The 15,054-nt window shown below is 34.9% G+C and carries 12 protein-coding genes; 4 read left to right on the top strand and 8 right to left on the bottom strand.

What is annotated here, in order from left to right:
* Nucleotides 1-9: 9 nt before the first annotated feature.
* The 4 genes from L1S32_RS02540 (at nucleotide 10) to L1S32_RS02525 (ending at nucleotide 6,098) form a co-directional block, all read left to right on the top strand.
* Nucleotides 10-1,440 carry an AMP-binding protein gene (locus L1S32_RS02540; protein ID WP_278155853.1) on the top strand — a complete coding sequence of 477 codons (1,431 nt, stop codon included), beginning with the start codon at nucleotides 10-12 and terminating at the stop codon, nucleotides 1,438-1,440.
* The gene (locus tag L1S32_RS02535; protein WP_278155852.1) at nucleotides 1,437-2,528 is read left to right on the top strand and encodes a glycosyltransferase family 4 protein; all 1,092 of its coding nucleotides are present in this window, start codon (nucleotides 1,437-1,439) and stop codon (nucleotides 2,526-2,528) included. Before L1S32_RS02540 ends, L1S32_RS02535 begins: the two co-directional genes overlap by 4 nt.
* Nucleotides 2,525-3,724 (top strand): glycosyltransferase family 4 protein, encoded by a 1,200-nt coding sequence (locus tag L1S32_RS02530; RefSeq protein WP_278155850.1) that lies wholly within the window; start codon nucleotides 2,525-2,527, stop codon nucleotides 3,722-3,724. Before L1S32_RS02535 ends, L1S32_RS02530 begins: the two co-directional genes overlap by 4 nt.
* Before the next feature lie 499 nt (nucleotides 3,725-4,223).
* Complete coding sequence (locus tag L1S32_RS02525; protein WP_278155848.1) at nucleotides 4,224-6,098, top strand: DUF2206 domain-containing protein; 1,875 nt, start codon at nucleotides 4,224-4,226, stop codon at nucleotides 6,096-6,098.
* Nucleotides 6,099-6,123: 25 nt separating this feature from the next.
* On the opposite strand, the gene L1S32_RS02520 is transcribed toward L1S32_RS02525, so the two are convergent.
* The 8 genes from L1S32_RS02520 to neuB form a co-directional block, all read right to left on the bottom strand.
* The gene (locus L1S32_RS02520; protein ID WP_278155846.1) at nucleotides 6,124-7,239 is read right to left on the bottom strand and encodes a glycosyltransferase family 4 protein; all 1,116 of its coding nucleotides are present in this window, start codon (nucleotides 7,237-7,239) and stop codon (nucleotides 6,124-6,126) included.
* A gap of 7 nt (nucleotides 7,240-7,246) precedes the next feature.
* Nucleotides 7,247-8,518: a hypothetical protein gene (locus L1S32_RS02515; RefSeq protein ID WP_278155844.1), complete on the bottom strand. Its 1,272-nt coding sequence runs from the start codon at nucleotides 8,516-8,518 to the stop codon at nucleotides 7,247-7,249.
* A gap of 288 nt (nucleotides 8,519-8,806) precedes the next feature.
* Nucleotides 8,807-10,132 carry a surface carbohydrate biosynthesis protein gene (locus tag L1S32_RS02510; protein WP_278155843.1) on the bottom strand — a complete coding sequence of 442 codons (1,326 nt, stop codon included), beginning with the start codon at nucleotides 10,130-10,132 and terminating at the stop codon, nucleotides 8,807-8,809.
* A 133-nt stretch (nucleotides 10,133-10,265) separates the two neighbouring features.
* Nucleotides 10,266-11,297 (bottom strand): UDP-N-acetylglucosamine 4,6-dehydratase family protein, encoded by a 1,032-nt coding sequence (locus L1S32_RS02505; RefSeq protein WP_278155841.1) that lies wholly within the window; start codon nucleotides 11,295-11,297, stop codon nucleotides 10,266-10,268.
* The gene (locus tag L1S32_RS02500) at nucleotides 11,297-12,397 is read right to left on the bottom strand and encodes a DegT/DnrJ/EryC1/StrS family aminotransferase (protein ID WP_278155840.1); all 1,101 of its coding nucleotides are present in this window, start codon (nucleotides 12,395-12,397) and stop codon (nucleotides 11,297-11,299) included. The genes L1S32_RS02505 and L1S32_RS02500 overlap by 1 nt, the downstream gene beginning before the upstream one ends.
* Nucleotides 12,398-12,427: 30 nt before the next feature.
* On the bottom strand, nucleotides 12,428-12,856 hold the full coding sequence (locus tag L1S32_RS02495; protein WP_278155838.1) for an acyltransferase: 429 nt from the start codon (nucleotides 12,854-12,856) through the stop codon (nucleotides 12,428-12,430).
* A 3-nt stretch (nucleotides 12,857-12,859) separates the two neighbouring features.
* A complete protein-coding gene (neuC, locus tag L1S32_RS02490; protein ID WP_278155836.1) occupies nucleotides 12,860-13,999 on the bottom strand; it encodes a UDP-N-acetylglucosamine 2-epimerase in 1,140 nt (379 codons plus the stop codon).
* Nucleotides 13,996-15,048: an N-acetylneuraminate synthase gene (gene neuB / locus L1S32_RS02485; RefSeq protein ID WP_278155834.1), complete on the bottom strand. Its 1,053-nt coding sequence runs from the start codon at nucleotides 15,046-15,048 to the stop codon at nucleotides 13,996-13,998. The genes neuC and neuB overlap by 4 nt, the downstream gene beginning before the upstream one ends.
* Between the last annotated feature and the right edge of the window lie 6 nt (nucleotides 15,049-15,054).

Below are 15,054 nucleotides of genomic sequence, written 5' to 3'. Positions count from 1 at the left end.
GGCTTTGTTATGCTTGAAAAGGTCTACAAAAGATTTAGACAAAGTCCAGACGCACTACGAAAAGTGATGTATCTCATACCAATTGAGAGAAGATTGGGTGGATTATCATTTTCCCGAAGACTCAGATCAATTAAAGAAACGGATAAATTGCCCAAAGAAGAATTGTTGAAAATTCAGGAACGTGAATTAGCGAAGTTACTCAATTACGCAGTTAAAAATATCCCATACTATAAGAATATTGAACTGGATTCCTCCAAGGATGCATTCTCGAATCTTTTAAAATTTCCGATAATTGATAAAGAAACAATCCAAAAATGCCCGGATCTGTTTATTAACAAAAATATACCTATAAGCAAAAGATATTCAGTAACCACTGGTGGGACAAGTGGTAATACCTTACAGTTTTACCTGGATAATTCAACCTATGGGGAGGAATGGGCATTTATTGTCTCAATGTGGGGCAGGGTTAACTATACCCCCGGTGATCGTATTGCTGCTTTTCGAGGGGTAGAGTTCAATCATATAACAAAAGATAAATTTTGGCAACTGAATCCACTCTACAATGCTCTTGAATTTTCTCCATTCCATATGTCAGAAAAAAATCTGCCCCACTATTTATCTGCCATGAAAAAGTGGCATCCGTCCTTTATTCATGGATACCCTTCTGCGGTGAATCTTCTCGCACACTATCTGGATACTAACCAGAAATCAGACATATCAAAAATTAATGCTGTCCTAGCGGGTTCAGAAAATATTTATCCAGGTCAGATTGAATTTATCGAAAAAGCCCTGAATACAAGATTTTTTTCATGGTATGGCCAAAGTGAAAAAGTGATCCTCGCCGGAGAGTGCGAACATTCACATATTTATCATATTTTTCCCCAGTATGGGTATACAGAGATCATCGATGACAATGGAGAAATAATCTCCTGGGAGAATGTTGGCAAAAGGGGGGAATTAGTCGGAACCGGATTTTTAAACAATGTAATGCCTTTTATCAGATATAAGACCGGAGACTTTGCAACCATCGCCGGATGGGGCTGTAAAGATTGTGGTCGAGATTATCCCCTTATAAAAGATGTCCGTGGCAGATGGACTCAAGAGATGATCGTAAGTAAAAATGGGGCACAAATATCAATGACCGCGTTAAACATGCACTCAGATGCTTTCCAAAATGTAAGACTTTTCCAATTCTATCAGGAGAAAAAAGGTGAGGTTGTCCTGCATATCATAAGAAAAGATACTTACACAGATAATGACTCCCAAAACATCTTACAAGCCCTCCACCAAAAGATGGGGGAAGACGTTCAGGTGCAGTTACAGTTTGTTGATGAAATCCCCAGAACAAAAAGTGGGAAATATAAATTTTTAATTCAGAAATTATCGAATGGCAATAAGGATGACAAATCTTTATGGAACTGTTCTGGAATAATTAAATGAACGACAAGAATAATGTAAAGATCTCATTGGTTGGACCTTATCCTCTACCTTATGGAGGCGTTTCTGTTCATATACAAAGATTAAAGGACCAACTTGAGGAAAATGGATTCAGGTGCGTGGTTTATGATCTCGATGCAAAAAATGTATCATTAAATGATAGTGTTGTCAAAATAAAGTTTCCATTATTGTGGATTTTAAAATATTCAATTTTTGCAAAAGAAGACATCATCCATTTTCATTACTCCGACTGGAGGGCCAGAATTCTTTTTGGATTAATGACTTTATTGGGAAAAAAAATTGTCATAACCATACATGGTGAAAGTATGAATGAATCTATAAAAAATTCAGGATACTTAAAAAAAAAATTGATCACATATTCCCTTAAACATACTTCTTATATTATCGCAGTTAACCCGAAAATTAAAGAATGTGCTTTATCACTGGGTGTGGACCCAGAATTTATTGATGTAATCCCTGCATTTATTCCCCCTGTTATTCAAGAAAAAGAAATTAAAGAGATCCCACAAGAAATATGGGAATTTATTGAGCAGCATACACCCATTATCTCAGCAAATGCATATAAAATTACTTTTTTCAAAGGTCAAGACCTTTATGGCATTGATATGTGCATAGATTTATGCGCAAATTTGAAACAGAATTACCCAAATATTGGTTTTGTATTTTGTCTTCCAACAATTGGGGATAATAATTATTATGAAATTCTAAAAAACAGGATTATATCTAAGGGTATAGAAAATAACTTTCTGTTCATCACTGAAAAATATAATTTCTATCCAATACTTATGAAAAGTCAAATATTTGTTCGACCAACAAATACTGATGGAGATTCTGTTTCAATCCGTGAAGCCCTACACTTTGACATTCCTGTTGTCACGAGTGATGTTATTAATCGACCCACAGGTGCAATTATATTTATCAATAGAGATATTGACGATTTAACGGAAAAAATTTTGAATACATTGGAACAATTAAATGATTTCAAGTCACATATAATCCAATCTCAAAGTGAAGATAATTCTGCCAAAATAATTGAAATTTATCAATTTATTTCTGGAGAAAAAAGATGAAGGATACAACTAATTGGAATAATTTTCTTTCACGTAATAAAATTCCAAAAAATCCAGAAAGTAAATCCTACATGGTAATAACATCAGGTTTTGATCTCAACAGACTTGGATTTCTCTCAAATTTTTTAGAAATACTCTCTGAAATCACAACAAAAAATGTAGAGGTTGTTACAACAATTTCTCCAAATCCTCAAAAATTTAAAAATCGTTACAATGTTAAATTCACCGAAATCCACACAAATCAATCAAACACAAAATTTAATAATATGGCAATCTGCAATTTTTTGAGAATTATTCGCTACTTAAAGACCCAATTTAACATAACATTTTATTTATTAAGAACAAAAGACTATGACACTTACATTTTTTTTCTTGCCCAATCATTGACTGTGCCAATTATTGTACTCAGATTATTAGGAAAAAAAGTAATACTCATTCTTGGCGCTTCTGATTCCAAAATGGGTCAATCAAAAAATGATTGCTTATTAAGTATTCTAGGATTTATCGATCAAGTAAACTTTTTTTTCGCAAATAGCCTCATAATATACTCTCAAAACCTAATCAAAGAATGGAATCTCGAAAATTACCAAAAAAAAATTGTTATTGCCCACCGACACTTTCTTGATTTAAATCTCTTCACTATCACCTCCCCCCCCATGTCCAAAAGGGCCCCTATCATCGGATACATTGGTCGTTTTAGTCCAGAAAAAGGTATCCAGCACTTTACCCAAGCCCTTCCAGCCATTCTCAGCAATAACCAGGATATTCGCGTGTTCATCTGTGGGGACGGACAATTGGAAAAAACAATCGAAACATACCTGCAAGAAGAAGATCTCACTGATCGTGTTGAACTCCTTGCTTGGATACCCCATGATGAACTCCCACAATACCTAAATCAATTGCGCCTTCTCGTCCTCCCATCCCACACAGAAGGCCTCCCCAATATCATGCTTGAAGCCATGGCATGTGGAACGCCAGTGCTCGCGACACCAGTTGGAGCGATACCGGATGTTATAATTGATGGGAAGACCGGATTTATTATGTCGAATAATTCTCCGGAGTGCATTGCAAAAAATGTAATGCGAGTGCTTAATTCTCTGGACTTGGAGCAGATTGCAGAAAATGGAAGGCAGTTTGTGCAAACGAATTTTACGTTTGATCGTGAGGTTGCCCGGTGGAAGGAAGTTCTTGAATAGATCTATTTGGGGCCAAAGGCAGGAGCTAATATAATCATTGAACAATAATGTATGTACAAGTATTCTACACATGAATAATTCAGATTACAATGGTATCTAAATGTGTTATTAGTATTTCGAACAGTAATTAAAATATAGGAGCGATGGTAATAATATATAGAATATTTGAGCTAGTTCTGGATACTCACTTGGTGATATCAAATTTAGTTATAGATCCGTATACAGTAATGGTACATAGTCTATGAAAATGATAAATATTAATAAGAAAATAATTTATTTATTATGTATATTATTATTTATATATGTTTCCGACATATCCATTATCCTAAATATCCCATATCTACACTCTATTTTTGGATTTTGCTTCTTACTTATCCTGCCCGGTCTCTTAATTCTTCCTTTGATAAATATTCATAATATCAGTTTTTTTGAAAATTGTCTTTTAATTATTGGGATTAGTGTAAGTTTCATTTACATTTATGGGCTTTTTATTAATCAATTGTCACTATTTATTGGATATAAAGAACCTTTATCAACAATATCTCTCCTAATAACTTTTAATATTGCCTATGTTATTTTAATAATTTTGGGCCGTAACAATTCCCATTATACTGTAAATGCTATTATATCAGTTCAATTTTCCAAAATCGAAAAATTGGCCCTTACTTTCATTTTGACTCTACCTGCTGCAATTATTGTATCAATGCATATATCAAATGTCTATGAAACCAATTTATTTCTTATTGCAACATTATTGGCAATACCTGTTTATCTATTGTTTCTAACTTTTTATAGAGAGAATATAAATGAGAATATATTTCCATTATCTGTTCTATCAATATCGTTTTCTCTCTTATCAATTCTCATGCTTCGCTTTCAATATATTTGGGGTGCTGATGTTCACATTGAGTATGGGCAATTTTTCTTAACTACTTTTGATAATCTCAATTGGATATATTTAGGACTCAATTTGGGTACTGCTTTGTCCATTACTTTACTTCCAGCAATTATTAGTTCTGTTTGTAAAGTTGAAAATCTGGAGATGTTATTTAAATTTATATTTGTTTTCATTTGTTCTTTTACTTCATTGGCAGTATATTACACGTTAAAAGAGTACTTTGCCCCTTTTTTGGCTTTTTTTGCCTCCCTCTATTTTATTTTACAAACAGCCTTTTTACAGACAGCAGGATCACCTCGAACAAGTATTGCAATCTTTTTTTGTACATTGGTATTTTATGTCGCAATTAATGGTCGCATAAAGGAAAAATCTAAGGTTATATTATTATTACTTTTTGTTGCGTCGATTATCTTCTCTCATTATTCGACAGCATATATATTCTTGTTTATTTTAATATTTTTGACAATTGTTAAAAATAACAAATATTTTACTAATAACCCACCTAATCATTTCAGTTATAATTTAATATTATTTTATATTGTCTTGCTTATAGCATGGACATTTCTTCTATTAGGAGGAGGATCATTAATTTCTGGAATTGATTCAGTGGGGTCCTCAATTATGGAATTATTATTTAACGTTCAACCGGAAACGGTTGAAACTCTAACTGAAAAAGAACTTTTGTTAAATCCAAAATTAGAATATGGCTATCTAACATTTTTCAACTACTTTTTTTATATTGGCAGTATTATTTGTATTGGATTAGGTGTGTGTTTTAGTATATTATTACAAATACAAGAAAAACATAAATTTGTTAAAACCAAAGTTGGTTCTCTAAAAGATGTGATTCCAAAAATTGGAATTGAGTATACTACTTGTGCTGTTGCATGTGTTTTAATATTAATCGCATTTATAACCATGCCATCAATAAACCAGGCATATGACGGTAGTAGGATTTTTTCTTTGACAGCAATTTTTTTATCCCCATTTTTAGTAATTGGTGTAATTAGTATCACAAGATGTATAACACGTATATTTCTTCCATATATTATACCTATCAAAGTAGAAAAAATATCAAAATGTCTATTATTATTTTTAATAATTGGTTTCTATCTTTTCTCTTTGGGTCTGCCATATCAAATTTTTGGAATACACCAATATATGTTAAGTCAAGAGTCAACGACGTATATGAAGGGAAATATAAATACAAATGAAAAGTTTGCTGCATTATGGTTAAAGGACAAGTATGAACAAAATACTAATGTTATAAGGCCTAGATCTGGTACAAAAGAATTAATAAGTGCAGGTAGATTTGACTATAAATTAATAACATACCCTAAATATGAAAAATCCTATGTATATTTTGGAAACTATGAGACAATAGAAGGTAATTATGGCGCATATATTAAGGAAAATTACATAAAAAGACCAAATAAAATATTTACAAATAAATATGCCAACATATTCTATATTTAATTTGATATTGTGTCACAAAAATGTATCATATTTTATCTAAAATCTTTTGGACTCGTGAATACCAAGTGTAATTACTAATTAAATCACTTTTTGCATTATCACCAATCCTAATTCGCTCAGTTTCATTTTCATATAAATACAATAATGCATTTTCCCATGAATCTATATCTTCAGGATCACATAGAATAGCATTCCTTCCATGATCCAATACTTCCTTCAATACAGGGATATCTGAACATATAATTGCTTTTCCTGAGGCCATATACTCAAACACTTTCAACGGAGACATCCATTTTACTGTATTTCCACCACCTGCAACTGAAACCTTGTTTTGATAGGGTGCTAAAAGAATATCACAACCAAGTCTATATTTTTCAGCTTCGAAAGATGGTTTATATCCTTGAAAAATAAGATTATTTGAAGGCTTAATAAGCTGCATACAGGAATTAATATCATCATCTGTACCTCCAATTATATGAAAATCTGCCCAAGGACACCGCTTTGCTAGTTGTTCAATTACCTCAATACCTCGCCCAGGATATAAATGCCCTACATATCCAACCTGCAACTTTTTACCTTTGTTAGGAAATGTAACGGGCAATATGGTATTTGGTATGGAATCAGCTCCATCAGGGGCAACAAATATTTTATCTTCGAGGAAGGGATATTGCTCTATATAATAATTCTTTAGCGCATAAGTAATAACAACAAATTTCTTGAGGGTCGAGCTTTTGATAAGTTTTTTAATCATTCTCACATAAATAAAGTTACCAACTGGTGCATGAGATTCAAAAATGGTTTGATATTTCATCAATGAAATAAAAAAACAACCTGCAAGATCTCTCCCATAAACAAGATCTGGTTTAAACTGTTTCGCATTTTGTGCTGCCTGAAATCCAAATACTAAATTTTTGCCCTTAATTGGAAGTAATGGTATATAGACAATCTCAAAACACCTCTCCACACCATAAAAAGAAAAGACATCCACAATCCCTAGCTCACACTCCTTATACCTATCTGGCACCAAGAGAAATACCTCATGCCCATTCTGAGCAAACGCCTGGCACATCTTCATTACATGGATACTATTTGCTGTGCGGGATGGGATAATTGAAGTTGCAATATATACTATTTTCATCATTAGATGCCTAATTATCATTTAAAGGATTTTCTATTAAATTTGCAGCCAGCCCAATCAGCACAAGAAACGCATCCCCATGATCTTTTCTTCGCTTCATATGCTCCTCACAAAGTGCATCTAAATCCAACCATGGTACAACTTTATTCTCTTTTAAATAATCAAGAGCAGCCATAAGTGTTTCATGATAATCATCCCTTTTGCGGAACATTTCGTCATAATCCAGATAGTTTGCATTTAGCGATGACCTAATCCTAAGCCATGGTAATCTCCGCTGAATTTGCATGCGGATAATATGGTTTCCTCGTTTGATTACAGGACACACCCCATGGCTCCAATTGGATCCATAATTCGATTTTCCCGGCAAAGAAAATAGTTCTGGAAATTTTAGGTTGAGCATATCGAGGTAAAGCTTCTGCCCTTTACGCACTTCGCGTGGTGCAGAGAGCCAGTAGCCCGCCCATTCAGCATCTACAAAAGGAGCAATCACCTGAATTCCATTCATCTCCTTCTTAAACACAGCACCCCAGCCCTCCCACCTCTTTACGGGAAGATTAATTGGTGCGGTACAAGTGGTGCAATGCAATCCAAGAAGTAGCGCGTCTTCATAATAATTTTTTGAATTTATATCAGGAACTGGTAAAACATCTTGGAAAGAAAAACCAGACTGACAGAGAAAACAATTTTTAACCCGTCGTTCCTTTTTTGAAAATGCAGATATTTGGATTTCAGGATCCATTGATAAATCTGATAGATGACCACCATTTATTGCATCGCCAATAAAACCACTCCATATTGTATCATCTTTATTAGAGATATTCCGACAAATAGCATTGAACATCCCATCGGGTACGGAAGTCCAAGGGGATTTTGCTACAGATTCCTTGATAGCCTCCCAAGTAAAGTCAATTGTCCTTAAGTCAATTGCATAATTTTTAACACCTGCTGATTCAGCAACCATTTTTCCTAAATCATAGTCCAATTGGCCCGGTACACCAAAAGTAACGGTCATTATCTGATTAGCGTCAACACGTTCCAGCAAAGCACCTAAAATTGTCCGGCTATCCCAACCACCACTGAGGGGGATGACATGGTGCCCGGATGAGGACTGATCTACAAGGTTATCAAACAATAAATCAAATTTTTTTGCAGCTTCGTGGGGTGAATATGTCTTACCAGCAATATCTGGAGTAATACATTCAGAAAGCCATGTAGGAAATTCATTTGGAGGGAGATAGCCACACCAAAGATATTTGTTAATTTGATCAAGATTTGTGTTCATTCATTACCTCTTTTAATAATAATTCTACTTATGGAACCATTACCTAATATTTAAATTGGCTAAAACAAAGGTATTTGCGCAGCCCCAAATTTCATTTAATATTAACACAATTTTCAATTAATGTCACTAAATAACTGGATATTTCACTACATCTTTATAAAATAACTCATTATTGACAAGTAATATACATTAGAAAGTGATACAACAGATTTATTGTGATCAATTCTATTAACTTCTACTATTTTATCAATTTCACAAACTAAATATTGCTTCATAATTTTCATAAAATCAACCGTTTTGGATCAGATAGACATTATTTATCAATTTTTTTATCTTAGGTCTTTTCCTAAGTTTCAAAATTGGAACAAATTTATCAACAACATCATTCATTTCTTCAAGACTAATGCTTCTTGTCTCTACATTCAGTAGATTGTTTTTTATATTACTCAGATGACTCACAAATATTTTCATAGATAAAGAAATATGATTAAAATATGAAATATTATACTGAATTAGAGGAATTTTATCTATTTCATCCATAATTAACTGATAAGAAAATGGCCCAGAAATGTTAGAGATGTATGGTTCTAATTTTGCCACATTTTTATCAAAATGTTCATCAATATTAAATTTATCATCTATAACAGAATGAATTACATCAACAACTTCTTTCACATTGTCAGTTTCAAAACTAACTAAATCCGGTAATGCTTCTCCAAATCTATATTCAGGGATGGGTTTATAGGTTATTGGCAATTTACCAAGAAAAAATGCTTCAATTCCTGTTGTACAACTTGTATGTATTACAACATCAGATTTTTTTATCCAATAACCTACTGATTTAGATCTATCTACTACAACATTTGGAAAATCTTCTGCAAATATTTTCCAAACATTTCCATTTTCACTTGGGTGAGGTCGTACAATAATATTAGAATTTGAAAATTCAGAACTTAATTCTTCAATTAATGTTTTATATTCAGAAAAAAGTGCTTTTTTATATTTCACCTGATCTAATCTTAAATCCATTTCTTCTTGAGAATTAATCATATTGTGAATTTTCATTATTTCAATCCAGCCATTTTCCCCCTTATTATGGTTATATTCGGCATGTTTTGTGTTAATTAATATTGTTGACTTTTCAGTTTTTTGAGGATTTTCATAAAGGGAGATTGGAGATCTAAGTAGATCAATTCTTGGATGACCGGTATTCACTACTTTTGTATTCGCTGAATATTCTTCTACAACTTTAGAAACTAATTCTTTCTGGTGTTTTCCCCAACAAAAATATGAATCCACTTCATTAATAGTGTCGAACCTAAGTCTTCCGTCCATATATCTTTGGTCACTGGATTGAACTAGACCTTCTTCATCATGTACAACAATAATATGACCTTGTGATTTAAATTTAGCAAATATCTTTTGCATAGGGGATGTTGAATTCATATAAAAATATACGCCAGTAGGCATTATTTTTAATAAATTATTCATTGATTTATTTCCAATAATTACAGCATACCCACGATTAACTGCTTCAAGAGCAAGAAGCATTTTGGCCTCAAATTCTCTAGATTTAGTTTCAATAGGCAAATACAGGTATTTACGTTTCTTCATTTAAAACTCCTTGAAATAATTATATGATTGAGTTAATCACATTAATTTCTTATTTATTTTATAGATGTCTGGATTTTTAAGGATATATAAACTATCTGATTTAAGGTACAAGAATTAGACACATAAATTAAAATCACTCAACCTCTTTTAATAACTCAAAGATCTCTTTTTTATCCAAATATCCTGTGTTATTTGAAGAATAAACCTTATCTTCAACCTTAGAAAAAGAACCATCATCAGCAACACCATTTCCATAATTTTTTGAATAACTGAACTGGGGCAAAACGACATATATCTCATTATTTTCGTATACATATTTTAATTCATCAGCAGAAAATAATTCTTCATCCATTTTTTCTCCATCCCTGTCTCCAACTACCTTAATTTTTATTTCATCAGCGTTGTAACCATATTTTGGAGCGAAATATTCAATCATTGACTCAGCCAAGTCACAGATTTTAACTGACTTCATTTTTTTAACAAAAATTTCTCTGCCCATACATATTATAGCTGAATGAAGAATAAAATCCACTGCTTCCGGAATTGTCATCATAAACCGGGTCATATTCGGATTTGTAACAGTTACAGGATCGCCTCTTTTTATCTGTTCATGAAAAATTGGAACAACAGAACCACGTGAATTCATTACATTTCCAAACCTGACACAGGATAATTTCGTGCGTTTCGATCCACGGTAATGATTGGACGATATGGTAAGCTTTTCAGCAAGTTGTTTGGTAGTTCCCATTACATTTAAAGGATTGACCGCCTTGTCTGTGCTGATCAGAATGAATTTATCAACATTCTGGTTTAGAGCAGCCCTAATTACATTTTGAGTACCGATAACATTTGTTTTAACAGCTTCAAATGGATTGTACTCACAAATTGGCACATGCTTCATTGCTGCTGCATGAAATACAATATCCACACCTTCCATTGCCATTTCAAGTCGGTTTTCATCACCTATATCGCCATAGAGTGGCCGAACGATCTGCTGCTGAGAATCAATTTGTGATGTAAGATTAAACAAGGCGGTTTCATCATTATCGAGAACACGTAATACAGAAGGACCTAATAAAGAAAGTTTCCTTACAATCTCACTCCCTATACTCCCTGCCCCTCCGGTGACCAGAATTGTTTTATCTCTATAGTAATCTGAAACCATTACATCGCCTCATAAAATTCTTTAATATTGGCAACTACAAAATCAATATCGTCCCGTGAAATCCCTGGATAGAAAGGCAGACTTATGATATCATCAGATATCTCTTGCGTCACAGGCAATGTACTTGAATTTTTCATTTTTTTCTGATAAAAGTCTGTCTGATGAACCGGTGAAAAGTATATTTTTGACATGATGCCTTTTCTCTCAAGGTGTTTTATCAGAGCGTCCCTGTTTTTTACCCGGATTGAAAACAACTGATAGACATGATAGTAATCCTCAGGGAGTCTTGGAATAACACAATCAGGCACTTCAGCCTCCAACTGCTGTATATAGTATGCAGCATCAGCACGTCGCATCCCGATAATATCTTCTACCTTGTTTAGTTGAGATATTCCCAATGCAGCTGTAATATTTGACAACCTGAAGTTATACCCAAGAGAGATATAGTCCATTACCGCGGTTGTTGAAAAATAATCTGAAGTTTCCAGGCGACCATGCGAATGGATGAGTTTCATTTTTTCATATACATCTCGTGAATCGGTCACGATCGCACCTCCTTCTCCTGTTGTTATGATTTTATTCTGGCAAAAACTCATCATCGCTGAATCGCCGAAGGTTCCAACTTTCTTGCCACCGACAGAAGCTCCAAAGGCTTCTGCAGCGTCCTCGATGAGGATCAGATTATGGTCCTCAGCGATTTCCCGCAGCTCCTGAATTCTACAGGGGCACCCCCCATAATGAACCGGCATAATAGCTTTTGTTCTGGGAGTGATACGTTCGATCACATCTTCAGGGTCTAACCCATAGGTTGTTTCTTCGATGTCTGCAAAGACTGGTTTTGCTCCGACGAATTGAGGTGCGTTTGCAGTTGCGATGAAGGTGAACGAGGGTACAATTACCTCATCACCTGTGGATATTCCGTGGGCAATGAGGGCGGCGTGGAGTGCTGAGGTTCCGGAATTGAACGTGAGACAGTATTTTGTTCCATTATAATTTGCGATATCTTCTTCAAATTTAGAAACATTTGCTCCAACTGCCCAGTTCATTCCTGAGCGAATTGTTTCACTAACCGCACTGACGTCTTCTTCGTCCCAGTACATTTTAAAGAGAGGTATTTTCCATGTCATATATCAATCAGTAACTTCAGAGTCAAGATTTTTGTTATCCGATTCAATCATTTTAATTATTCGGGCAGGCACGCCATATGCAATCACATTATCAGGAATATCTTGATTTACAAAACTAAAAGCCCCAATGATTGAATTTTCTCCAATGGTGACACCAGGCATCACTACAGAGTGGGTCCCGATTTTGCAATTTTTCTTCAAGACAATCCGACCTGTTTTATTGTCAATTGTGGAAAGTGAATATATTGAGCAATGTGAACCTATCTGGACATTATCTTCAATATCTACACCATATTGTGCATTAACATATGTAAATGCTCCAATGTCAGTCATATGGCCGAGTTTCAGTTTTTCTGTGTGTTGAACTATCCAATTGTACTTAGTAGGTTTTCCATCTTCAATTATTGGATATTCCCAATTTTTAAATCTCATTCTTTATCTCCGTTTCTGCAATAATTGATTGTTTATCGTTACTGAATTCAGGATGTTCGTAATTTTTTTACCAGAGCAACCATCACCATAGGGATTTATTTTCAAATTGACCTTGTATATAAATGATTGATCATTTAATACATATTTTATTGCCGATACTATTGAATTCCGGTTGTATTCAGCCTCTACAATATTATCCCCTCTCTCTCTTCCCTCTTGTCGAGACCCAATATTAATTACAGGAAGTCCAAACGAAGGGGCTTCGATGATGCCACTGCTTGAATTTCCAATTAAAACAGATGAATGCTGCATTAAACTGAGGTAATCCTTGTGTGAGATGCTTTTGTATGTCTGGATAAAGGGTAGATGCTCATATTCTTTGATCACATCGATCATCCCTCTCCCTCCTGCATCAGCATTTGGATATATGATGACCGTCTGGTATTGAAATACTGATACTGCCTCCAATGTCTCTCTCATTTGTTCTGGGGCTTGATCGGTTTCAAGTGTTACAGGATGCTGAACGACAAGTAGTACCTTATCCGAAAAATTCAGATGGTATTTTTTCTCAATTTCTTCAGGCTGCAGTAGTGGTTCATGGAGAATTTGATCCAGACCCGGGGCACCGACAACAAATATTTGTGACGGGTCCTCTCCCATATGGTGAATTCGCTGTGCACTTTCTTCAGTGGCAGGGAAATGAATCTGGGATAATTTCGTTATTGCATGTCGTGCAAGGTCATCAACAGTGGACGTGACCTCTCCCCCATGTATATGGGCAACGGGAATGCTCAGGTATGCTCCGACAATAGCTCCACCAAGCATCTCTCCTCTATCCCCGAGAACAAGAATAATATCCGGTTTAATTTTTTGAATAAGTGGTGTGAGATGCTGAATAAATTTTCCAATAAATTGGACCATAGATTCTTTCGTATCGGCATCATACCGAACATCGACAATATGATAATTGAATCCATCTTTTTTTATTTCATCAACTGTCGTCCCGAATTCATCCATCAGATGCATGCCGGTGACAGCAATATCAAGGGAAAGAGACTCATGATTATGAATTTGATGTAAAACCGACCGCATCAGACCATAATCTGCCCGAGTACCGCTAATATATAGTATTTTACGTTTCATTCAATCATATCCCATGTAATCACTTGATCTTTTCGAATCAAAATCCTTGTCTTCTTTTGCACGATTGAATCAACATACTTTGGTTCAATTCCGGTTCCAGGTCTTTTTATTGTCAAATCCTCCTCGGTCAGAATATCTCCTTCTTTTAGATCCCGTTTTGCGACGATACTTCTCCGGGAAACCGTTTTTATTGATTTTTCCTCATCATTTGGACCCTTTATCCCGTTACCAAGGGCATGTTCCACATCCCGTATCGCCTTCACCATCATGGTAAGTTCTTGAGGATCAAGAGAGGCTTTATGATCTGGGCCGGGGAGAGTCTTGTCAAGAGTAAAATGTTTCTCAATGACACATGCACCCTTGGCAACAGCTGCAATAGGAACTGTGATCCCCTCCGTGTGATCGGAGTATCCGACCTGGATCTGAAATGCACAGCGCAATGTATCCATTGCACGCAGATTCACAGATTTCACTGGGGCAGGATAACTGGTGGTGCAGTGAAGAAGAATGATTTCTTCTGCACCATATTTCTTAAGATAGTTTACCGATTCCTCAACTTCACCAAGTGTGGCCATTCCTGTTGACAAAATAATGGGTATGGACTTTTGTGCAATTTTTTTTAGGAGTGGGAAGTTTGTAATCTCTCCAGAAGGTATCTTGAATGCAGGCACACCTATCTCATCCAGGAGATCAACACTCTCTTCGTCAAATGGAGTAGACAAAAAGAGAATACCTGCATTCTTTGCATATTCCGAGAGATCCCAGAAATCAGCTTCAGAAAGTTCAAGTTTCTTTATCATCTCATATTGGGATTCACTTGTTCCTGTTCTCATTTTCTGGTATTCTGCCTTCTCAGCAGTGGGGGTGACAATGTTTTCGGCTTTAAATGTCTGGAATTTAACTGCATCAGCACCCGCTTCAAATGCGGCATCGATGAGTTTTTTTGCCAAAGCGACATCTCCGTTATGGTTGACACCTGCCTCAGCGATAATGAAACAGGGATTTTGTGGTCCAATTATATTGTTTTCAATTTTTATTTGTTGTTGCATTGTCAT

Source organism: Methanogenium sp. S4BF, from assembly GCF_029633965.1.
GTDB lineage: Archaea > Halobacteriota > Methanomicrobia > Methanomicrobiales > Methanomicrobiaceae > Methanogenium.
Note: the sequence above shows the minus strand (reverse complement) of the source record. Positions and strands in the feature narration are given on the sequence as shown.